Below are 20,359 nucleotides of genomic sequence, written 5' to 3' on the forward strand. Positions count from 1 at the left end.
GAACTCGGTCATTGTGGGAGCGGGCTTGCTCGCGAAAGCGCTGAATCATTCAACGAAGATCTCGAAGCCAATACTTTTCCATCGCCCACAAAAAAGGCCGTTTCTGCATGGAAACGGCCTGTCCGAAGTAGTAAAAGACCAGCGAAAAACACTTAAGTTCCGACTAAAAAACAGTAACTTATAGAAATGTGGTGAAGTCGTGTTACTCGTCGGAATTCGATTGTCACAACTATGACACAGCCTCAGGATCGCGCCGTCATCCCCTTGAGGTTCCTCTATGAAGTTCTCCTCGATTCTCTTGTTGTCCCTTGGCCTGGTCAGTGGCTTCGCTTCTGCCGGAGGCACCACCGAAGCAGGTGTGGGCGGCGCATTGGGCGGGGTTCTTGGCTCGGTCGTCGGTCAGTCCTTAGGCGGCAATACAGGTTCAACCATTGGCGCGGCCTTGGGCGGCGCGGGTGGTAGCGCCGTCGGCGCCGACAAACGCAGCCGTGGCCAAGCCGCCATTGGCGGTGCGCTCGGCGCAGCAGGCGGTAACGTGGTCGGCCGCAGCATGGGCGGCACCACCGGCAGCCTGATCGGCTCCGCGGCAGGCGGCGGCGCCGGTGGCGCGCTGGGTAACTACATGGGCAACCAGAGCAATGACGAAGATGATCGTCGTTCCTATCGTGGCCATGATGATCGCCGCTATTACCGTGATGACGACCATCGTGGTCGCGGCCATGCTTACGGCCACCGCAAGCATCATCGCTATCACGACTGAGGCTTGATCGCCTCGTTTACGGTAGATGAAAAAATCGCAGCCCACGGGCTGCGATTTTTTTTTGCCGGTCAAACCACCAAACGTTCAAGCGCATCGCGCAAACCGGCAGGAATCGCCAAGGGTTGATTCGAAGCACGATCGACAAATACATGCACGAAGCGCCCGACCGCGCAGGCGTCATCTTCCCCCGCCTTGAACACCGCCAGTTCGTACTGCACCGAGCTGTTGCCCAGCTTGCCCACCCGCAGGCCGATCTCGATGCGATCCGGAAAGGCGATAGATGCAAAGTAATCGCAAGACGAACTCACCACAAAACCCACCACCGCGCCGTCGTGGATATCCAGGCCACCGACTTCGATCAGGTAGGTATTCACCGCCGTGTCGAAAAAACTGTAGTAGGTGACGTTGTTGATGTGGCCGTAGGCGTCGTTGTCATGCCAGCGAGTGGTGATGGGCTGGAAGTGCGGGTAGTCGGTGCGTTGATTCATGGGTTCTCGCCTTAAGGATCATTCCCACGCTCTGCGTGGGAATGCAGCCTGGGACGCTCCGCGTCCCGACAGCGGACGCAAAGCGTCCATGGAGGCGTTCCCACGCAGAGCGTGGGGACGATCAGTATTCGTGGAGTCTACCGATCAGCAAACCCTTTACCCACCGCCTCCAACTCGCCGATCAAGCGAGCGGGATTCCAGTGATCGCCCTGTCGGGTCTCCAGCGCCCTCAAGCGCTGATGAATATCCGTCAGCCCTTGCTGGTCCGCCCAAGCCATCGGCCCACCTTTGTCTGCCGGAAAACCATAACCGTTGAGGTACACCAGGTCGATGTCGTGGGCCGAGCCGGCGATGCCTTCTTCAAGGATCTTGGCGCCTTCATTGACCAGTGCCAGCAGACAGCGCTCCAGAATCTCCTCAGGTGTTATTTCCCGACGCTGAAACCCGAGCCTTTCGCTGACCTCCAGCACCAGCGCATCGACTTGCGGATCGTGCTCAGCCTGGCGACTGCCAGGTTCGTAGTGGTAATAGCCGTCGCCGCTCTTCTGCCCAAAACGCCCCAGCTCGCACAAGCGGTTATCCACCTGAACCTCCGGCGCATCCTGGCCTTGACCCGCCAGTTCCCGTGCACGCCATCCCAGATCGATACCGACGACGTCGAACATGCGAAACGGCCCCATGGCAAAACCAAAACCTTGCAGCGCCGCATCCACCTGATAAGGGTAGGCGCCTTCAAGCAGCATCTTGCGCGCTTCAAGGACGTAGGTATTGAGCATCCGATTGCCGATGAAACCCTCGCAATTACCCGCCACCACACTCACCTTGCCCATGCGCTTGCCCAACTCCAGCGCCGCGTCCAGCACCGCTGGCGAAGTCTGGGCACCTCGGACGATTTCCAGCAATTTCATGATGTGCGCCGGGCTGAAGAAATGCAGGCCCAGGACCTGGGGCGCACGGCGTGTAGCGGCGGCGATGGCGTCGATGTCCAGCGCCGACGTGTTGCTGGCCAGGATGGCTTCGGGCTTAAGCAGGCCGTCCAGTTCACGGAAAATCTTTTGCTTGAGCTCCAGATTTTCGTAGACCGCTTCGATAACCAGGTCGACATCGCGGATCGCCGCATAATCAGCCGCCGCCGTGACCCGGGCAATGCGGGCGTCGGCTTCGGCCTGATCGATCCGCCCCTGACGCACATTATGGGCGTAGGTATCCGCTACGGCGGACAGCGCCTGTTCCAGCATCTGTGGATTGTTATCGACCCACTGCACCGGCACCCCGGCGTTGGCCAGGCACATCACGATGCCACGGCCCATGGTGCCTGCGCCGATCACGGCGGCGCGCTGAATATTGAACGGTGTCTGGCTCATTGTTGTTCTCTTGTTGGCGATCCGAAGACAGCCCTCACCATAGTCAGCCACCGCGAGTTTTGAAATTTATTCCTGTGATGAGCGACATTCAGCGGATGGATCTACACCGGTAAATGCGCCTGGGCCCACCCGCGCACCTCGGCATACGGGTAATTTTCCAACGCCGCAAAACCTGGAATCGAGCGCGCCTTGAGCTTGGTAAACAGCGGCACGCTGATCCCGCACAGAAAACGCGTTACCCGCTCCGCCGATGGCACATTGCCGGTGTGCTGTTCGTGCCTGTGGATAAAATCACCACACAGCGCTTCAAAGTTTTTATCCACAAGCGCCGGCAGCTCAGGCGGTGCTGGCAACCGCGCGACCTGACCATGACAGACCGAACAGTGCCCACATTGCCGAGGCGCATTGTCGTCGCCAAAGTACTCGGCCAAGCGAAAGCCCAGGCAATGATCGGTGGCGAACAAATCCAGCATGGCGTGAATCCGCGCAATCTCTGTGCGTTCGTGATGGGTGAAACAGGCATGCAGTTCGGCGCTCAGTGCCTGACTGTCGACATTTGTATCAAGCAGGCTGTAGACCTCGGTCATCTGCTTGCTTTCCAGCTCGACCCAACCTTTCTCCTGGAAATAATCCAGTGCCTTGACCACCCGGCTTCGCTCGGCCTGATGCTGCTCGTACAGCGCATCGAAATTCACCGTGGCCCAGGTCCGCGCGCGAGTGGAGGTCTGGATGATCGCTGCGACAAAGTCTTTGCGCTCACCTTCGAAACGGGCCAGCAAGTCCTCGGGCTCTTGTAAGTACTTGAAACGGTATTCGGCGTAATAGGCGTAACGCGGGGCAATGATCCGGCGCAGCTCAAGCTGCACCAACAAGGTTTTAAGCGGCAGTTGCCGGATGTTGCTCTGATCCCCCAGCGGCCCCAGCAGAAACTCCCATTGCCCTTCGGGCGCGGCAGATTTCAACTCATCCAGCACGCAGCGGATGCCGTCCAGTTCAGGCGTATCGCCGTAGACGAAGTTTTCCAACACATTGAGGCTGTCGCGGTTGGCCAAGACCAGACAGTCGGACGGCAAGCCATCACGCCCGGCGCGACCAATTTCCTGACTGTAGTTTTCGATGGATTTGGGCAGATCGAAATGCACCACGTTACGAATGTCGCTCTTGTCGATGCCCATGCCGAAGGCAATGGTGGCAACGATGCAATTGGACTGCCCGCCCATGAATCGCTTTTGGATGGCTTCGCGTTGCTCGTGGGGCAATCCAGCATGATAGGCCTCGGCCTGTATGCCGTTGCGGTTCAGGTGTTCGGCGATGTGTTCGGCGGTTTTCTGCAGGGTGACGTAGACGATGCTGGGCTGGTCAGGGCGCTCGCCCATCCATTCGACCAGACGTCGGCGTTTGTCCTGGCCGCGGACAGGTTCGACCAACAGGTTGAGGTTCGGCCGATAGAACCCGGTGGTCACCACGTCTTCCGGCGCGATGGAAAATTTGGCCTCCATGTCCGCGATCACCTTGGGCGTCGCGGTGGCCGTCAGCAGCAGTGCCTGGGGAATGTTGAACTGGCGCTGATAGTCCGGAAGTTTCAGGTAGTCAGGGCGGAAGTTATGGCCCCACTCCGAGATACAGTGCGCCTCGTCGACGACCAGCAACGAGATCGGCACCTGCTGCAGGAAATGGCGGAAGCGCTCGTTCTTCAGGCGTTCCACGGAAATCATCAGAATCTTCAGCTCGCCGGACTTGGCCCGGGCCATCACATCGCTGGCGTCATCGCGACTCTGGGCCGAATCGATACTGCCGGCCGCAATGCCGTGGCGCTTAAGAAAGGCCAGTTGATCCTGCATCAACGCCAGCAACGGCGACACCACCAGCGTCAAGTGCGGCAGCAACAGCGCGGGCAGCTGATAACAAAGGGATTTGCCGGAGCCTGTGGGGAAAATGGCCGCTGCCGAACGCCCGGCCAACACCGCGCTGACCGCCGCTTCCTGGCCGGGTCGAAACTGTGAAAAACCGAAAACCTGTTCCAGGGTGTTGTGCATAAGCTGTCACTCCGTTGACCGCTGCGAAGCCCAAAGCGTAGCCGGCAGATGCAGCGAGTCGAGAAAAGGTCGGGGACCAAAACGATACGGGATGATACAGCCTCGCCCCAATGTCCTTCGCCACAGGATGAAACAAACGAAACACTTTGTAGCTCGCGGCATCGCTCAATCTGGCGTTAAGGTCTTCTCGCACAACCACCGCTCGCGCACTTCACATCACGGCAGGACGCCTGATGAGCGCGGCATTTAAAGAAGGAACGACCATGCCTCAAAAAACATTTTTTGCCTCCGCCCTGATCCTGACAACCCTGCTGTCGAGTGGCTGCAACAGGATTCCCGAAGAGCCTCCATTGCTCGCGACATGCGACACCCCGGAGCGTTCGGCGCAACAGGCTTGGCGCACATCCTGACGACGGCGGGATAAGTGGCTACGGCACCCTCACAGACATCCGTCCACAGCAACAAAATCGAGGCCATACGTAGCCATTGCAAATCTGGCTCCCTTTAGGACGGCAACGAACTGCTCGACATCGCCCGGCAACGCCTGCCGAAAACCACCGCAGGTTAAGCCCCAAGGAAAAATCCCTGTGGGAGCCGGGCTTGCCCGCGATGAACGATAACGCGGTGCACCTGACAACAAACGAGAGAATTTGCGGCTGGGGATAAGTCCGTAGGCAACGCCCTATCAAAGCTTCGTCCCGGTCCTACAAGAGACGGGGCTTTGTCGCCTATAACTGCCAGGTGGCTCGCATCTATAGTTCAGGTGTCGTTGAAGGTTCAGCGACTCGGGCTTGGTCACTCGACAAAGAGAATTCACATTTCCAACTAACTAAGGTGTTTCTCAGTGACAACGTTAAATCCTCTTTTTGATCGCTACCGCCCACTCCAAACCAACCTCACCGATTCCCGCCCCCTGATCATCGACACTGAGGCCAACCCCCAGGACATCCTCGAAGCTGCCCTCCAGCGCATCCGAGCCTCCAGTGACCTCCTCAAAACCCTGCACTGCGTTTGCTTCAAACACGGCGACGTCGAAGACATCCCCCACATCACTCACGCGCTCTTCCTCTTGGCCCAGGACGGTTGCGACCTGCTGCAAGTCGCACAGCAACGCATGATCGGCTGGAAAGCACCCGCCTGACCCCAAGTGAAGATCGTTCCCACGCTCCGCGTGGGAATGCCTCTACGGACGCTCCGCGTTCGGCTCTTGGGACGCACAGCGTCCTGGCTGCACTCCCTCGCGGAGCGAGGAACGATCAAACACGAGACAACTACGATGAGCGAATTAACGTTCAAACAAAAACAAACTCATTACGAAAAGGTCCGTCGTTCAAATTACTTGGCCAGCCTACATCTTTCAGGATTCGACACCTCACAGGCGGACCTCGACAGACCACTTCCTACACGAAAAGAAGCGCTCGCCAAATACCAACAAGCCATTCCGCAACAATCTGTTCCCGCTCTTCCCCCTAAGCCTGGCGGCCAATAAAATCCACCCAAGCCCAACCGGACACCCCGCAATGAACCTCGCCCCCAATTTCCCCGACGACCACACCATGCACCTGCTCATGCAGCTGCTGCACGAAGAACTCGGCCTGCCCGAACGCAAAACCATCAGCCTCACCACCTCGATCAACTTCGACCTCGGCTGCAACGGCGCTGATGCGCGGCATTTGATGGAAGCGCTGGAAGAACAGTTCGGGATCGACTTCGTGGACTACGACGCCTATCGCTATTTTCAGCCGGAAGGATTTGATGTGCATCTCAAACGAAGGGCAAAGGGTCGCGGCGACAAAGTTCCGCTGACCATCGGCATGCTTTATCAAGCGGTGAAGGTGCAACGGTGGGATACACAGGGTTTGGAAGGCATGGAGCTCAACGCATAAGTGCCATTATTCTGGTCGTTTAGCGGAAATTCAGCTGGAATATTGGCAGTTGCGCACTCGATGGTTTAAAGCGAACACCCACAAAAAAGCCGCCCCAAAGGGCGGCTTTCTCATTACATCAAACCAAGCCTTACAACTTAGGCCCAGCAGCCTTGATCGCGTCGCTCACTTCAAACTTCTTGAAGTTCTCAACAAACAACCCGGCCAATGCCTTGGCAGCTTCATCGTAAGCAGCCTTGTCAGCCCAGGTATTACGTGGGTTCAACAGGCCAGTCTCAACGCCCGGTACGCTCAACGGCACGTCGAGGTTGATGGTGTCGAGGTGTTCGGTTTCAGCACCGATCAACGCGCCGCTCTGGATCGCTGCGATCACGCCACGAGTGGTCGGGATGTTGAAGCGTTTACCCACGCCGTAGCCGCCGCCGGTCCAGCCGGTGTTGACCAGGTAGACCTTGGAGCCGAAGCCGCGGATGCGCTTGATCAGCAGTTCTGCGTATTCGCCAGCTGGACGCGGGAAGAACGGTGCGCCGAAGCAGGTGGAGAAGGTCGACTTGATGCCGCTGCCGGAACCCATTTCGGTCGAGCCCACCAGTGCGGTGTAGCCGGACAGGAAGTGGTAGGCCGCTTGTTCTTCGCTGAGGATCGAGACTGGCGGCAGAACGCCGGTCAGGTCGCAGGTCAGGAAGATTACAGCGTTTGGCTCGCCACCGAGGTTTTTCTCGGAGCGCTTGGCAACGTGCTCAAGCGGGTAGGCCGCACGGCTGTTCTGGGTCAGGCTGACATCGGAGTAGTCGGCGTGCTTGGCTTCATCGATAACGACGTTTTCCAGGACAGCACCGTGCTTGATGGCTTTCCAGATAACCGGCTCGTTCTTCTCGGAGAGGTCGATGCACTTGGCATAGCAACCGCCTTCGATGTTGAACACCACGCCCTCGCCCCAGCCGTGCTCGTCGTCACCGATCAGGTAACGGCTTTCGTCGGCGGACAGGGTGGTTTTACCGGTGCCCGACAGACCGAAGAACAGGGTCACGTCGCCCGCTTCACCGATGTTTGCAGCGCAGTGCATTGGCAGCACGTCGGCGGCCGGCAGCAGGTAGTTCTGTACCGAGAACATGGCTTTCTTCATTTCACCGGCGTAGCGCATGCCGGCGATCAGCACTTTCTTCTGTGCGAAGTTGAGGATCACGCAACCATCGGAGTTGGTGCCGTCACGCTCAGGAACGCATTCGAAGTTGGCGACGTTGAGAACTTGCCACTCTTCACGACCAGCCGGGTTGTACTGGGCCGGGTTGATGAACAGGCAACGACCGAACAGGTTCTGCCAGGCAGTCTGCGTGGTCATTTTCACGGCCAGGTAGTGATCAGCAGATGCACCTACATGAACGTGGGAAACGAAATGCTCTTGCGCGTTGTTGAACGCTTCTACGCGGTCCCACAGGGCATCGAACTTGTCGGCCGGGAACTTGCGGTTGATCGGGCCCCAAGCAATGGAAGCCGAAGTGGATGGCTCGTCAACGATGAAACGATCGACTGGCGAGCGGCCGGTGCGGTGACCGGTGCGAACAACCAGCGCGCCGGTATCGGCAAGCTCGCCCTCACCGCGACTCAGAGCTTCTTTTACCAGATCATCAACACTCAGATCGGTGTACACGGCGTTATTGGCTTGCGTCATGAGATTCCCCGTCGGCCAGTGGCCGAGTGTGCTCCAAACGTTTTGTAGTAGAAAGTCGTGCACTACTACCGCGACAAAAAGTGGGCCGGATTATGCCAGAAAAGCCCAAAAATAGTAGAGCCCTCCGGTCAGAACGGCGTTATTCCGGCGCTAAGCAGTGAATTTACCTACGCTGAACCGTTTTAGTGACGGGTATCTGACGGCGTATCGACCCCCGCTCCCGCGAACAATTGGGTGATATCCGCAGCATCAAACAGGTAGCGATGGTTGCAGAACTGGCAATCGATCTCGATGTGCCCACCATGTTCGATGACCAGCGCCTGGGCGTCTTCCATACCCAAGCTGACCAGGGCATTGCCCGAACGTTCGCGTGAGCAACTGCAATGAAAGCGCAGTTTCTGCACGTCGAACAGGCGCACCTGTTCTTCGTGGTAGAGGCGATGGAGCACGGTTTCGTTGTCCAGGCTCAGCAATTCATCGGCGGTCAGGGTGCTGGCCAGCGCGGTGATGTGCTGCCAACTGGCGGCGCGTTCTTCTTCGTCTTTCAAGCGGTCGGCGGGCAGTTGCTGCAGCAACAAACCACGGGCGCGACGGCCATCGGCGTACAACCAGAAACGCGTACCGACCTGCTGGGACATCACGAAGTAATTAGTGAAGCACTCCGACAGGGTTTCGCCATCCAGATCAACAATGCCTTGATAACGCTGACCCTGGTTCGGATCAATGGTGAGCGCCAAGACACCATTAGGCATCAGGTCGGCGAGGGTCGCGCCGGGGGCAATCTGGTCGGCCTCGTAACGGGCCAAGCCACGGATGTCGCGTTCGCTGGAGCACTCGATCATCAGCAGCGGAATGGGGCCATCGGAACGAGCCTGGAGAATCAGCAAGCCATCGAACTTCAACGTGCCGACCAGCAATGAGGCGGCCGCCATCAATTCGCCGAGCAGTTGCGCCACCGGTTCCGGATAGGCGTGTTTGGCGAGCACTTCGGCATAGCTGCGCTCCAGCCCGACCAGCTCGCCGCGAGTGTCGCTGTCATCGAAGATGAAGCGTTGGGTGTAGTCGGTATCCGGTAGATCGGTCATAGGTCTGGGTATCTGAAGTAATGACAATAGGGTTACAAAACATGAAAATCGCGCCTGTGCGGCGCCGTTTTGTGCGCAATGTTCAGCCATGGGAGGCATTTTATGAACAATCCGGGTTTGTTCCAAGCAAGGTGGAACCTCCGCCGGTTGGCTCTGTGCAATTTTTTGCCCTTGGCGCTGCTGGCCTTCTGGTTATGGCCTACCGGCCAGATGCTGTGTGTGATTTTCGACGAGTGGCTTTTCCATCGATTGAATGCACCGCTGGCCAGTCACCCGATATGGCTACACAGTTGGGCGATTGCAAGTCTGCGCCCATTCGATACGGTGGTCGGCGTGATTCTGCTGGCACTCACGATCAAAGGCGACTGGGTATTCGAAAGGGATGAGGTGCGTCAGGCATTTTTGGGCTTTCTCTCGATTCTGCTGGTGCTGGTGTGTATCCGCCTGCTGTTTTCAACGCTTGTCGGGTGCATGGACTGGCAGCACAACAGCCCATCGATGGTGATCAAAGGCGCCGTGCGCATGAGCGACTACTTCCCGGACCTTGAGAATCGCTGGGAATTGAAGGACCGGTCGACGCAAAGCTTTCCCGGCGATCACGCTTCAGTGTTGTTGATCTGGGCGCTGTTCATGACCGTGTTCAGCCGAAACTCATGGCAGACCTTGCTGATTTGGTCCTTGACGCTGCTGTTCATGATGCCGCGACTGGTCGCCGGCGCAAATTGGGGCCAGGACGATTACATCGGCGGCGTGCTGCTGGCGGTGTGGGCGTTGGGCTGGGGTTACTACACACCGTTTGCGTATCACGCCTCGGCGTTTTTCCTGAAAGTGACTGCGCCGGCATTTGGGTTGTTGGAGAAGTTGCCGGTGGTAAAGCGGATGAGTGTGGTGCGTGGCGTCTGAGCGGGCCTGCTTGCGAAAGCGTCAGCCCGGACGACACAAAACACCTGATCACTCGTCGTTGCTGCTACCACGAAACTTGAACAAATCCCTTCGCTGTTTCTTGCTTGGCTTGCCATCCGTGCTCACGCCCAGCGCGCCAGCCTTGCGCATGGCCGCGGCGGCTTCGCGCTTGGCAATGCTGGCTTCGGTTTCCGCGTACAAGGTCTGAGCCTCCGGCGCGCCACGGCGCACTATCGACAACGCCTGAACCACTACTGTACGTTCCTCAAACCCGGCACGAATCTGAAACTCGTCGCCGATCCGCGGCTCCTTGCCCGGTTTGCAGCGCTCGCCCCGGCAATGCACCTTGCCGCTTTCAATCGCAGCCTTGGCCAAAGCACGTGTTTTATAAAAACGCGCGGCCCACAGCCACTTATCGAGACGGACCTTGTCGTCCTCTTCCTGTTTTTGTCCCACTGGAATTCCTCGCTCGGTGAATAGTCGGAACTGTACTACCGTTTCTGTCGGGCGCAAGAACCCGGCAACCCCAGATAGAATGTGATCTTGGCCGGCTCCCGGCATGGAGTGATCGAATGACTATATTCCCTTCCTCATTGACTTCGCCTCAGGCTGGTTGCCAGGGCTGCCGGCAAAGCGAGCCTTTGGGCTTTGATTTTGCGTTTGCCTACCAACCGATCGTCGATCTGCGCGACCAATCGATTTTCGCTAACGAAGCATTGGTGCGCGGAGTGAACGGTGAAGGGGCGATGTCGATTCTGGCGCATGTCACTGACGACAATCGCTATCGTTTCGACCAGCTATGCCGTACGCGAGCCATTGAAGGTGCGGCAGCTTTAAATATGCAGACACACTTGTCGATCAACTTCATGCCCAACGCTGTGTACCGTCCCGAGCTGTGTATTCGCAGCACCCTGGAGGCGGCGAAAAAGTACGACTTCCCTATCAATCGTCTGATTTTCGAAACACTCGAAAGCCAGCCTGTAGATAACTATCGCCATTTGACCAATATTCTGCGTGAATACCGCGAATTCGGCTTCAAGACCGCCATCGACGATTTCGGCGCGGGCTACTCGGGGCTCAATCTGCTTGCTGATTTCCAACCGGACCTGATCAAACTCGACATGGCGCTGATCCGCGATGTCGATCGCGATCGCGTTCGTCAGGCTATCGTTCGAGGGATTGTCACAATCTGTGCGGAGTTGAACGTTACAGTCATTGCCGAAGGCATCGAAAGCGCCGGAGAACGGGATTTCCTGGCGGACTGTGGAATATTTCTGATGCAGGGTTACTGGTTCGCCAAGCCTGCATTCAAAGCGTTGGCCCAGGTCAACCCTGAGGCCTGGACGCGTTAACCGCCGGTTTTTTCCTATTGAAGACATTTGACCATTTGACCGTTGTCGGTCTGCGCGAGTGGGTGGCGCTCCCTGATTTGGGAGTGGCGGGCCTGCGGGCAAAAATCGACACCGGTGCCAGCACCTCCAGCCTGCACGCCACGGACATTGAACCGTTCGAGCGCGATGGTGAACGCTGGGTGCGATTTACTGCGCACCTGGGGACGGTGGTGCAACTGCGTCACCGGCGCTGTGAAGCGCCACTGGTGACGATGAAAACCATTAAAAGCTCCAACGGTCACGCGCAGATGCGCTACGTGGTCAGCACCACGCTGGCCTTGGGTGATCGGGTCTGGCGGGTCGAGTTCACCCTCGCCTGCCGCAAATCCATGCGTTATCGCCTGCTACTCGGTTCCAAAGCCCTGATCGACGGCCAACTGGTGGTCAATCCGGGTATCAAGTACGTACAAGACAAGCCGGTGTTCCCGGTATCTACCTCCTCCACAGGTGTTGCATGAAGATCGCTGTGCTGTCGCGGAACCCGCGTCTGTATTCCACTCGTCGTCTGGTCGAAGCCGGTACCGAGCGTGGCCATGAAATGGTGGTGATCGACACCCTGCGCGCCTACATGAACATTGCCAGCCACAAGCCGCAGATCCACTACCGTGGCAAGCCGCTGGAGGGCTTCGATGCGGTGATCCCGCGGATCGGTGCGTCGGTGACGTTTTATGGCTGCGCGGTGTTGCGTCAGTTCGAAATGATGGGGGTTTTCCCCCTTAACGAATCGGTGGCCATCGCCCGGTCACGCGACAAACTGCGTTCGCTACAACTGCTCTCGCGCCGCGGTATCGGTTTGCCGGTCACCGGTTTTGCGCACTCCCCGGATGACATTCCCGACTTGATCGACATGGTCAACGGTGCACCACTGGTGATCAAGGTGCTGGAAGGCACCCAGGGCATTGGCGTGGTGCTGTGTGAAACGGCAACGGCGGCAGAGTCGGTGATTGAAGCGTTCATGGGCCTGAAGCAGAACATCATGGTTCAGGAATACATCAAGGAAGCCGGTGGCGCAGACATTCGCTGCTTCGTGGTCGGCGACAAGGTGATTGCGGCAATGAAGCGCCAGGCCAAGCCTGGGGAGTTTCGCTCCAACCTGCATCGGGGTGGCAGCGCCAGCCTGATCAAGATCACCCCGGAAGAACGCATGACCGCTTTGCGCGCGGCGAAAGTGATGGGGTTGGCGGTAGCGGGGGTCGATATCCTGCGCTCCAACCACGGGCCGCTGGTGATGGAAGTGAACTCCTCGCCGGGTCTGGAAGGGATTGAGACCACCACCGGGAAGAACGTGGCGGGGATCATCATTGAGCATCTTGAGAAGAATGGCGGGCCGAATATGACGCGGACCAAAGGTAAGGGCTAGACGCCCAGCCTTGCTGATCGTTCCCACGCTCTGCGTGGGAATGCAGCCCGGGACGCTCCGCGTCCCATTCAAAGCCGAACGCGGAGCGTCCGTTGAGGCATTCCCACGTAGACGGTTCGACGCCTCGACGTGGGAACGATCAGGTCAGACAGCATCCCGCGGCAGCATCAACCCAAGCGGCAACCGCACCCGCGCTTCCAGCCCGCCACCCGAGCGATTGCGCAACTCGACATTCCCGCCATGCATCGAAGCAATGCGCTTGACGATCGCCAGGCCCAACCCGGTGCCCTTGCCACCCCGGGCACGATCGCCCCGAGTGAACGGGTTAAAGATCGCCTCCAGCTCTGACGGATCAATGCCCGCGCCACGGTCCATGACGCTCAGCACTACGTATGGCGCGCTGGTATCCCCGGAGACATACGCTGCCACCTCCACCCCGCTGCCCGCGTGGTGAAGGGCATTGCCAATCAGGTTGTTCAACAACCGCTTCATTGACACCCGACGCAACGGGAACGGCTGGATCGGTTCCAGGCGCAGACGCACCTTCTCTTCATTCTGGTTATACGGCGCAGCGACTTCGCGAACCAGATCGCTCAGGTCCACTTCCTCAACCGACTCGTCGCGGCCATCGCGGATAAACGCCAGGAACTGGTCGAGAATCGCGTCCATGTCTTCGATGTCGCGCACCATCGCGTCGGTCAGGTCGTTGTGGTCACCCATCAACTCCAGGGACAGCCGCAAACGGGTCAACGGCGTACGCAAGTCGTGCGACACCCCCGCCAGCATCAACTCCCGCTCGCGTCCGGCCTGTTCGACGTCCTCGGCCATCTGGTTGAAGGCGCGGTAAACCTCGGTCATCTCGCTCGGCGTGTCGCTGATCGGCAGGCGTACGCTTCGGCCCTGGCCAAGCTGCCGTGCGGCGTAGACCAGTCTTTTGAGCGGTTGGTTGAGCTGGCTGACGAAAATCCACGCCGAGGCAGTGGAGAGCAGACCGATTGCGAGGAACCAGCCAAGCACGTTCCAGATTTTCTGGCCGCGCAGCGGGTGAGGATAGAGCGGCACTTTCAGCCAGCCATCGCCCAGGCTTGGCGCCCGGACCCACAAGGCCGGTGGCGAGTGCATGCGTAAGCGAACTTCAGTGTCGGCCCCCAGCTCCGCCTGCATCTGCCGCTGATAAATCTCGCTGTAGGGCCAATGCTGCTCACCTTCCGGCACGCCAGCGCCCACCACCCGGATCAGGGTCGCGGCATCGGCAATCTTCGCGCGGTTTTCTTCATCGGCGGCCCAATAGGCGCGCAGCGTCAGGGCGACGCCGTGGCTGTATTGGCGGTCCACCAGCACGTCTTCGTTCATCAACAGATAAACCAGGGTCAGCGCCTTGGAGAACAGGACAACGATCAGCACCAGCCACAGGGTGCGGGAGAAAAAACTCTGGGGGAACCAAACGGGGGTTTTCATGGATAACCGCTACACACTTGCAGGAGCGAGCGATGCTCGCATATTGCGGATCGCGAGTCTGCGGACAACGTCATCTGACCCGTTGACCGCGAGACCCGCTCCTACAAATCGCCGATCACTTGGTGGCGGCGCCATCCGGAACGAACACGTAACCCACGCCCCAGACCGTCTGGATGTAACGCGGCTTGGAAGGATCGGGCTCGATCATGCGGCGCAGTCGGGATACCTGCACGTCGATCGAACGCTCCAGCGCATCCCATTCACGACCACGGGCCAGGTTCATCAGCTTGTCGCGGGTCAGTGGCTGACGCGCGTTCATGACCAGGGCCTTGAGCACCGCAAACTCGCCCGTGGTGAGCATGTGCACTTCGTCACCGCGCTTCAATTCACGGGTGGCCAGGGACAACTCGTAATCACCAAACGTCACGCTTTCGTCTTCGCTGCCCGGCGCACCCGGCACAGGCGTCGACTGACGTCGCAGGACCGCTTTGACGCGGGCCATCAGCTCATCCGGGTTGAAGGGCTTGGCCAGGTAATCGTCGGCACCCAGCTCCAGTCCCTTGATGCGGCTCAGCTCATCGCCCTTGGCGGTCAGCATGATGATCGGGATCTGATTGTTCGCCGTGCGCAGGCGGCGGCAGGCGGTCAGGCCGTCTTCGCCGGGCAGCATCAGGTCGAGCACGACCAGGTTGAACACTTCGCGCGCCAGCAGGCGATCCATTTGCTCGGTGTTCGGTACGGCACGGGCGCGGTAGCCCTTGCTGACGAAAAAACGTTCCAGCAGGCTGCTCAGCCCTGGATCGTCGTCAACAATAAGAATTTTTTCGCCTTCAGCAATGTTTGCAGTGCTGCTCATTAGATGCTCCTTTTAGCTCGGCGCGCATTATGGCGTAGCTGCCGTTATACGCACCGAGTGCATTGTTAGCAGATTTTTCCTTCACCGTTAGAAATCCGGCCTTGGCGCGACAGCCTGCGATGTCCCTGAATGATAGAACGCTGGTTATAATGCGCGGCCTTTTGTGTCAGGCAACGTCTGATCATTACTGCAGACGGCCGTTTTTTATTTTCATGCCGGCGGCAGTAATTGTTCGATTTCACGGGTCAACGGGATGCCTGTTGATCCAGGTAGCGGCGCACGCCAGGCCGCTCAACCAGACTCGCCGAGCCTTTATTTCTGCGCCTGCGAGCCTGCTTTCACAATTTGTCAGGTGGTTTTATGGACAGCATCAACAGCCGCATCGCCGAGGAACTCGGTGTACGCCCACAACAGGTCGAAGCGGCCGTCGCGCTACTCGATGAAGGCTCTACCGTTCCCTTCATCGCCCGTTACCGGAAAGAAGTGACCGGCAGCCTCGATGACATCCAGTTGCGTCATCTGGAAGAGCGTCTGCGCTACCTGCGAGAACTCGACGAACGGCGCATCAGCATCCTCGCCAGCATCGAAGAGCAAGGCAAGCTGACCCCTGCACTTGAGCGCGACATCAAACTCGCCGACACCAAGACCCGCCTCGAAGACTTGTACCTGCCGTACAAGCAGAAGCGCCGCACCAAGGGCCAGATTGCCCTGGAAGCCGGCCTCGGCGAGCTGGCCGACGGCCTGTTCAACGACCCGACACTGACCCCGGACGTTGAAGCTGCGCGCTTCATCAACGCCGAAAAAGGCGTGGCTGACGTGAAGGCGGCCCTCGAAGGCGCAAAATACATCCTCATGGAGCGCTTCGCCGAAGACGCCGGCCTGCTGGACAAGTTGCGCAGCTACCTCAAGCAGGAAGCCACCCTCAGTGCCCGCGTGATCGCCGGCAAGGAAGAGGAAGGCGCCAAGTTCCGCGACTACTTCGAACATGACGAACCGCTGAAAAGCATGCCATCGCACCGCGCCCTGGCGATTTTCCGTGGCCGCAACGAAGGCATTCTCAGCTCCGCGCTGAAAGTCGGTGACGAGCTGCCGGGCACCATGCACCCATGCGAAGGCATGATCGGCCAGCAATTCGGCATCCAGAACCAGAACCGCGCCGCCGACAAATGGCTGGGCGAAGTGGTGCGCTGGACCTGGAAGGTCAAGCTCTATACCCACCTCGAAACCGATCTGCTGGGCGAGCTGCGCGACGGCGCCGAAACCGAAGCGATCAACGTGTTCGCCCACAACCTGCACGACTTGCTGCTGTCGGCTCCGGCCGGCCCGCGCGCCACCCTGGGCCTCGACCCGGGCCTGCGCACCGGCTGCAAAGTCGCCGTGGTCGATGCCACCGGCAAGCTGCTGGATCACGCCACGGTTTACCCGCACGTGCCGCACAACAAGTGGGACCAGACCATCGCGATTCTGGCTGCCCTGTGCGCCAAGCACTCGGTGGACCTGATCGCCATCGGCAACGGCACCGCCAGCCGCGAAACCGACAAGCTGGCCGCAGAGCTGATCAAAAAATACCCAGCGATGAAAATGACCAAGGTCATGGTCTCCGAGGCCGGCGCATCGGTTTACTCGGCGTCGGAACTGGCTTCCAAGGAATTCCCGGACCTCGACGTGTCGATCCGTGGCGCGGTGTCGATTGCCCGTCGCCTGCAGGATCCACTGGCCGAACTGGTGAAGATCGATCCGAAATCCATCGGTGTCGGCCAGTATCAGCACGACGTGTCGCAGCTGAAACTGGCGCGCGGCCTGGACGCTGTGGTCGAGGACTGCGTAAACGCCGTGGGCGTGGACGTGAACACCGCTTCGGTGGCGCTGCTGGCCCGCATCTCCGGCCTCAACGCGACCCTGGCGCAGAACATCGTCAGCCACCGCGATGAGCACGGCGCGTTCAAAACCCGTGCAGCGCTGAAGAAAGTCGCGCGTCTGGGCGAGAAAACCTTCGAGCAGGCTGCCGGTTTCCTGCGCGTGATGAACGGCGACAACCCGCTCGACTCCTCCGCGGTTCACCCGGAAGCCTATCCGCTGGTGCAACGCATCGCCGCTGAAACGGACCGCGACATTCGCTCACTGATCGGCGACGCCGCGTTCCTCAAGCGCCTCGATCCGAAGAAGTACACCGACGAGACGTTCGGTCTGCCGACGGTCACCGACATCCTGCAAGAGCTGGAAAAACCGGGCCGCGACCCACGCCCCGAGTTCAAGACTGCCGAGTTCCAGGAAGGCGTCGAAGACCTCAAGGACCTCGAACTGGGCATGATCCTCGAAGGTGTCGTCACTAACGTGACCAACTTCGGTGCGTTCGTCGATATCGGCGTGCATCAGGACGGTTTGGTGCACATCTCCGCGCTTTCGGAGAAATTCATCAAAGATCCGCGCGAAGCAGTGAAGGCCGGTGATGTGGTGAAAGTGAAGGTCATGGAAGTCGATATCCCGCGCAAACGCGTGGGCCTGTCGATGCGCATGAGCGACACGCCGGGCGAGAAAATCGACGGTGCTCGCGGTGCACGTCCGGGTTCGGCGCCACGCCAATCCCAGAACAACGCGCCACGTAAAGAAACCACGGCAGCGGCTCCGGCCAACAACGCCATGGCTTCGCTGTTCGCCAACGCCAAGCAATTGAAGAAACGTTGATGGACATTCCTGCCGGGCTGACCGAAAGCGCGTTTTTCAAATTGCTGGGGTGTCGCTTGCACAGCCTGGAAACCGGGGTGGCGCAAGTCGCCCTGAGGCTGGAACCGCAACTGCGCAATCGCGGCGGCAAGCTGCACGGCGGGGCGCTGTTCAGTCTGGTGGACATTGCCATGGGGCTGGCCTGTTCCAGCACCCACGGCTTTGACCAGCAGAGCGCGACCATCGAATGCAAGATCAACTACATTCGCGCTGTTTCAGACGGTGAAGTGATGTGCACGGCACGGGTAATTCACCCGGGCCGGCGCACGCTGGTGGTCGAAGCCGACGTGATGCAGGGCGACAAACTCGTCGCAAAAGCACAAGGCACGTTCGCTGTCCTGTAGATGAATACCATCGTTTTGAGGTAATTTCGGCGCTGTGACCGCAGCGCCGAAATTTCCTGTGGGAGCGGGCTTGCTCGCGATTGCGGTGTGCCAGACGACTTAAATGTTGACTGACACACCGCAATCGCGAGCAAGCCCGCTCCTACAGGAAATTGCGGCGCTCGATCCTTGGCCGGCTGCCAGTAGTTTGTGCAGCTCGAAAACCAGGCGAAAACGCCAGTTTCAACTTCACCCTTGTAGACCGTCTTGCCCACCCCCATATTGGGGCGACTGACGCGTGAAGGAATCCAACTTGAGCGAACTTCTCAACCGCCGCCTGGCTCTGCTCGGCGAGCGCGCTAACCTCTCTCTGCTCGAACAGTGTCTTCACGGTATCGAACGTGAATGCCTGCGCGTGACCGGCGAAGGTCGCCTGGCGCAAACGCCGCACCCGGAAGAATTGGGTTCCGCGCTGACCAACGAACAAATCACCACCGACTATTCCGAGTCGCTGCTGGAGTTCATCACGCCCGCCCTGCCCGACCCGGCAGATACGCTGACGAGCCTCGACAAGATTCACCGCTTCGCCTACAGCAAGCTCGGCAACGAGTTTCTGTGGAGTCCATCGATGCCGTGCCCGCTGCCGGCCGAGGAAGACATCCCGATCGCCTATTACGGCACGTCCAACATCGGTCAGCTCAAGTACGTCTACCGCAAGGGCCTGGCCCTGCGCTATGGCAAGACCATGCAGTGCATCGCCGGGATTCACTACAACTTTTCCCTGCCGGAAAAGCTCTGGCCGTTGCTTAAAGAGGCCGAAGGCTTTGTCGGTACCGACCGCGACTATCAGTCCTCGGCCTATATCGCGCTGATCCGCAACTTCCGGCGCTACAGCTGGCTGCTGATGTACCTGTTCGGTGCCTCACCTGCCCTGGACGCCGGTTTCCTGCGCGGTCGCTCGCACCAGTTGGAACAACTGGACCCGGACACCTTGTACCTGCCTTACGCCACCAGCCTGCGCATGAGCGACCTGGGTTACCAGAGCAACGCCCAGGCCGGTCTGACGCCGTGCTACAACGACCTGGTCAGCTACACCGACAGCCTGCGCAAAGCGGTGGCCACGCCGTATCCGCCGTATGTTGAAGTCGGCACGCATAAGGATGGTGAGTGGGTTCAGCTCAACACCAACATCCTGCAGATCGAAAATGAGTACTACTCCAACATCCGCCCAAAACGCGTGACCTACACCGGCGAACGGCCGATTCAGGCGTTGGTGGCCCGTGGCATTCAGTACGTTGAAGTGCGCTGCCTGGACATCAACCCGTTCCTGCCGATGGGCATCGATCTGCCGGAGTCGCGTTTCCTCGACGCTTTCCTGCTGTATTGCGCGCTGAACGACAGCCCGCTGCTGACCAACACCTCATGCAGCAACGCCACGTCGAACTTCCTCAGCGTGGTCAAGGAAGGTCGTCGTCCGGGTCTGCAACTGCAGCGCGACGGTCAACCGGTGGACATGAAGGAATGGGCCACCGAACTGCTGGAGAAGATCGCTCCGCTCGCCGCGCTGCTCGATCAGAGCCATGGCGGCGATGCGCACAGCAACGCGCTGGACGTGCAGATGGAGAAGGTCAAGGATTCGTCCCGCACACCTTCAGCCCAGGTACTGGCGGCAATGGCCGAGCATAAGGAAAGCTTTGCTCAGTTCTCCCTGCGCCAGAGCCGGGCGCACGCGGAGTACTTCCGCAGTGAGCCGCTTTCAAGCGAAGACCAGGCAAAATTCGAAGAGCGGGCACGTTCCTCGCTGGTTGAGCAAGCTGAGCTGGAACAGAACGAAGTCGGCGACTTCGATGTGTTTGTCGGGTCGTATCAGGCGAGCATTCTGTCGATCAGCAACTAATCGGCGCCTGCTACAAGATCGCAGCCTCGTTTCACTCGACAGCTCCTACAGGAACCGTGTTTCGGTTGTAGGAGCTGTCGAGTGAAACGAGGCTGCGATTTTTGGATCCTTTAGAATTTTCCGCTCATAAGCTCATTCGAAAAAGTTATTTATTTT

The 20,359-nt window shown here is 59.0% G+C and carries 19 protein-coding genes and 1 pseudogene; 12 read left to right on the top strand and 8 right to left on the bottom strand.

Going from position 1 to position 20,359, the window contains the following annotated elements; genetic code table 11:
- Window positions 1-277 precede the first annotated feature (277 nt).
- Complete coding sequence (locus tag HNR03_RS28065) at window positions 278-760, top strand: glycine zipper domain-containing protein (RefSeq protein ID WP_259157315.1); 483 nt, start codon at window positions 278-280, stop codon at window positions 758-760.
- A gap of 68 nt (window positions 761-828) precedes the next feature.
- Here the strand turns inward: HNR03_RS28065 and HNR03_RS28070 are convergent, their stop codons facing one another.
- The 3 genes from HNR03_RS28070 to HNR03_RS28080 form a co-directional block, all read right to left on the bottom strand.
- Window positions 829-1,248: a thioesterase family protein gene (locus HNR03_RS28070; RefSeq protein ID WP_259157317.1), complete on the bottom strand. Its 420-nt coding sequence runs from the start codon at window positions 1,246-1,248 to the stop codon at window positions 829-831.
- 137 nt (window positions 1,249-1,385) lie between these two features.
- A complete protein-coding gene (locus HNR03_RS28075) occupies window positions 1,386-2,612 on the bottom strand; it encodes a 3-hydroxyacyl-CoA dehydrogenase (protein WP_259157319.1) in 1,227 nt (408 codons plus the stop codon).
- A gap of 101 nt (window positions 2,613-2,713) precedes the next feature.
- Entirely contained in the window at window positions 2,714-4,648 is a 1,935-nt protein-coding gene (locus tag HNR03_RS28080; protein WP_259157321.1) for an ATP-dependent DNA helicase RecQ, read from the bottom strand.
- Window positions 4,649-4,881: 233 nt separating this feature from the next.
- Here HNR03_RS28080 and HNR03_RS28085 point away from each other — a divergent pair, with 233 nt between their 5' ends.
- From HNR03_RS28085 to HNR03_RS28100, 4 genes and pseudogenes are all read left to right on the top strand, one after another.
- Entirely contained in the window at window positions 4,882-5,058 is a 177-nt protein-coding gene (locus HNR03_RS28085; protein ID WP_259157323.1) for a hypothetical protein, read from the top strand.
- A 434-nt stretch (window positions 5,059-5,492) separates the two neighbouring features.
- The gene (locus HNR03_RS28090; RefSeq protein WP_259157325.1) at window positions 5,493-5,789 is read left to right on the top strand and encodes a hypothetical protein; all 297 of its coding nucleotides are present in this window, start codon (window positions 5,493-5,495) and stop codon (window positions 5,787-5,789) included.
- A gap of 135 nt (window positions 5,790-5,924) precedes the next feature.
- Window positions 5,925-6,080 (top strand): annotated as a pseudogene (locus HNR03_RS28095) (YhfG family protein); the annotation flags it as partial.
- Window positions 6,081-6,168: 88 nt separating this feature from the next.
- The gene (locus HNR03_RS28100; RefSeq protein WP_222589330.1) at window positions 6,169-6,534 is read left to right on the top strand and encodes a DUF1493 family protein; all 366 of its coding nucleotides are present in this window, start codon (window positions 6,169-6,171) and stop codon (window positions 6,532-6,534) included.
- A gap of 130 nt (window positions 6,535-6,664) precedes the next feature.
- Here HNR03_RS28100 and HNR03_RS28105 read toward each other — a convergent pair whose 3' ends face one another.
- Both HNR03_RS28105 and hslO read right to left on the bottom strand, forming a co-directional pair.
- On the bottom strand, window positions 6,665-8,206 hold the full coding sequence (locus tag HNR03_RS28105; protein ID WP_222589329.1) for a phosphoenolpyruvate carboxykinase: 1,542 nt from the start codon (window positions 8,204-8,206) through the stop codon (window positions 6,665-6,667).
- 182 nt (window positions 8,207-8,388) lie between these two features.
- Window positions 8,389-9,291 (bottom strand): Hsp33 family molecular chaperone HslO, encoded by a 903-nt coding sequence (hslO, locus tag HNR03_RS28110; RefSeq protein ID WP_222589328.1) that lies wholly within the window; start codon window positions 9,289-9,291, stop codon window positions 8,389-8,391.
- A gap of 102 nt (window positions 9,292-9,393) precedes the next feature.
- On the opposite strand from hslO, the gene HNR03_RS28115 reads away from it, so the two are divergent.
- Window positions 9,394-10,194, top strand: coding sequence for a phosphatase PAP2 family protein (locus HNR03_RS28115; RefSeq protein ID WP_259157328.1), 801 nt, complete (start codon window positions 9,394-9,396; stop codon window positions 10,192-10,194).
- 48 nt (window positions 10,195-10,242) lie between these two features.
- Here the strand turns inward: HNR03_RS28115 and HNR03_RS28120 are convergent, their stop codons facing one another.
- Window positions 10,243-10,650, bottom strand: coding sequence for an RNA-binding S4 domain-containing protein (locus HNR03_RS28120; protein WP_090176956.1), 408 nt, complete (start codon window positions 10,648-10,650; stop codon window positions 10,243-10,245).
- Between the two features lie 116 nt (window positions 10,651-10,766).
- Here HNR03_RS28120 and HNR03_RS28125 point away from each other — a divergent pair, with 116 nt between their 5' ends.
- The 3 genes from HNR03_RS28125 (at window position 10,767) to rimK (ending at window position 12,945) form a co-directional block, all read left to right on the top strand.
- Window positions 10,767-11,546: an EAL domain-containing protein gene (locus tag HNR03_RS28125; protein WP_259157330.1), complete on the top strand. Its 780-nt coding sequence runs from the start codon at window positions 10,767-10,769 to the stop codon at window positions 11,544-11,546.
- A gap of 83 nt (window positions 11,547-11,629) precedes the next feature.
- Window positions 11,630-12,043 carry an ATP-dependent zinc protease gene (locus tag HNR03_RS28130; RefSeq protein ID WP_231997108.1) on the top strand — a complete coding sequence of 138 codons (414 nt, stop codon included), beginning with the start codon at window positions 11,630-11,632 and terminating at the stop codon, window positions 12,041-12,043.
- Entirely contained in the window at window positions 12,040-12,945 is a 906-nt protein-coding gene (gene rimK / locus HNR03_RS28135) for a 30S ribosomal protein S6--L-glutamate ligase (RefSeq protein ID WP_007949201.1), read from the top strand. The genes HNR03_RS28130 and rimK overlap by 4 nt, the downstream gene beginning before the upstream one ends.
- Before the next feature lie 144 nt (window positions 12,946-13,089).
- On the opposite strand, the gene HNR03_RS28140 is transcribed toward rimK, so the two are convergent.
- Together HNR03_RS28140 and ompR are read right to left on the bottom strand one after the other, a co-directional pair.
- Complete coding sequence (locus HNR03_RS28140) at window positions 13,090-14,403, bottom strand: ATP-binding protein (RefSeq protein WP_090176964.1); 1,314 nt, start codon at window positions 14,401-14,403, stop codon at window positions 13,090-13,092.
- Between the two features lie 115 nt (window positions 14,404-14,518).
- The gene (gene ompR, locus HNR03_RS28145; protein WP_259157359.1) at window positions 14,519-15,259 is read right to left on the bottom strand and encodes a two-component system response regulator OmpR; all 741 of its coding nucleotides are present in this window, start codon (window positions 15,257-15,259) and stop codon (window positions 14,519-14,521) included.
- Between the two features lie 360 nt (window positions 15,260-15,619).
- On the opposite strand from ompR, the gene HNR03_RS28150 reads away from it, so the two are divergent.
- The 3 genes from HNR03_RS28150 to gshA all read left to right on the top strand — a co-directional run bounded on the left by HNR03_RS28150 (window position 15,620) and on the right by gshA (window position 20,203).
- The gene (locus tag HNR03_RS28150) at window positions 15,620-17,944 is read left to right on the top strand and encodes a Tex family protein (protein ID WP_259157361.1); all 2,325 of its coding nucleotides are present in this window, start codon (window positions 15,620-15,622) and stop codon (window positions 17,942-17,944) included.
- The gene (locus tag HNR03_RS28155) at window positions 17,944-18,327 is read left to right on the top strand and encodes a PaaI family thioesterase (RefSeq protein WP_259157364.1); all 384 of its coding nucleotides are present in this window, start codon (window positions 17,944-17,946) and stop codon (window positions 18,325-18,327) included. The genes HNR03_RS28150 and HNR03_RS28155 overlap by 1 nt, the downstream gene beginning before the upstream one ends.
- A gap of 292 nt (window positions 18,328-18,619) precedes the next feature.
- Window positions 18,620-20,203 carry a glutamate--cysteine ligase gene (gshA, locus tag HNR03_RS28160; protein ID WP_259157366.1) on the top strand — a complete coding sequence of 528 codons (1,584 nt, stop codon included), beginning with the start codon at window positions 18,620-18,622 and terminating at the stop codon, window positions 20,201-20,203.
- Window positions 20,204-20,359: the final 156 nt, after the last annotated feature.

The organism is Pseudomonas sp. JAI111 (assembly GCF_024809425.1).
In the GTDB taxonomy this organism is placed as follows: Bacteria; Pseudomonadota; Gammaproteobacteria; order Pseudomonadales; family Pseudomonadaceae; genus Aquipseudomonas.

Bases quoted from the DNA above. Each gene is read 5' to 3' on its own strand.
- HNR03_RS28065 (WP_259157315.1), top strand. From the start codon at position 278: ATGAAGTTCTCCTCGATTCTCTTGTTGTCCCTTGGCCTGGTCAGTGGC.
- HNR03_RS28070 (WP_259157317.1), bottom strand. From the start codon at position 1,248: ATGAATCAACGCACCGACTACCCGCACTTCCAGCCCATCACCACTCGC.
- HNR03_RS28075 (WP_259157319.1), bottom strand. From the start codon at position 2,612: ATGAGCCAGACACCGTTCAATATTCAGCGCGCCGCCGTGATCGGCGCA.
- HNR03_RS28080 (WP_259157321.1), bottom strand. From the start codon at position 4,648: ATGCACAACACCCTGGAACAGGTTTTCGGTTTTTCACAGTTTCGACCC.
- HNR03_RS28085 (WP_259157323.1), top strand. From the start codon at position 4,882: ATGAGCGCGGCATTTAAAGAAGGAACGACCATGCCTCAAAAAACATTT.
- HNR03_RS28100 (WP_222589330.1), top strand. From the start codon at position 6,169: ATGAACCTCGCCCCCAATTTCCCCGACGACCACACCATGCACCTGCTC.
- HNR03_RS28105 (WP_222589329.1), bottom strand. From the start codon at position 8,206: ATGACGCAAGCCAATAACGCCGTGTACACCGATCTGAGTGTTGATGAT.
- hslO (WP_222589328.1), bottom strand. From the start codon at position 9,291: ATGACCGATCTACCGGATACCGACTACACCCAACGCTTCATCTTCGAT.
- HNR03_RS28115 (WP_259157328.1), top strand. From the start codon at position 9,394: ATGAACAATCCGGGTTTGTTCCAAGCAAGGTGGAACCTCCGCCGGTTG.
- HNR03_RS28125 (WP_259157330.1), top strand. From the start codon at position 10,767: ATGACTATATTCCCTTCCTCATTGACTTCGCCTCAGGCTGGTTGCCAG.
- rimK (WP_007949201.1), top strand. From the start codon at position 12,040: ATGAAGATCGCTGTGCTGTCGCGGAACCCGCGTCTGTATTCCACTCGT.
- HNR03_RS28140 (WP_090176964.1), bottom strand. From the start codon at position 14,403: ATGAAAACCCCCGTTTGGTTCCCCCAGAGTTTTTTCTCCCGCACCCTG.
- ompR (WP_259157359.1), bottom strand. From the start codon at position 15,259: ATGAGCAGCACTGCAAACATTGCTGAAGGCGAAAAAATTCTTATTGTT.
- HNR03_RS28150 (WP_259157361.1), top strand. From the start codon at position 15,620: ATGGACAGCATCAACAGCCGCATCGCCGAGGAACTCGGTGTACGCCCA.
- HNR03_RS28155 (WP_259157364.1), top strand. From the start codon at position 17,944: ATGGACATTCCTGCCGGGCTGACCGAAAGCGCGTTTTTCAAATTGCTG.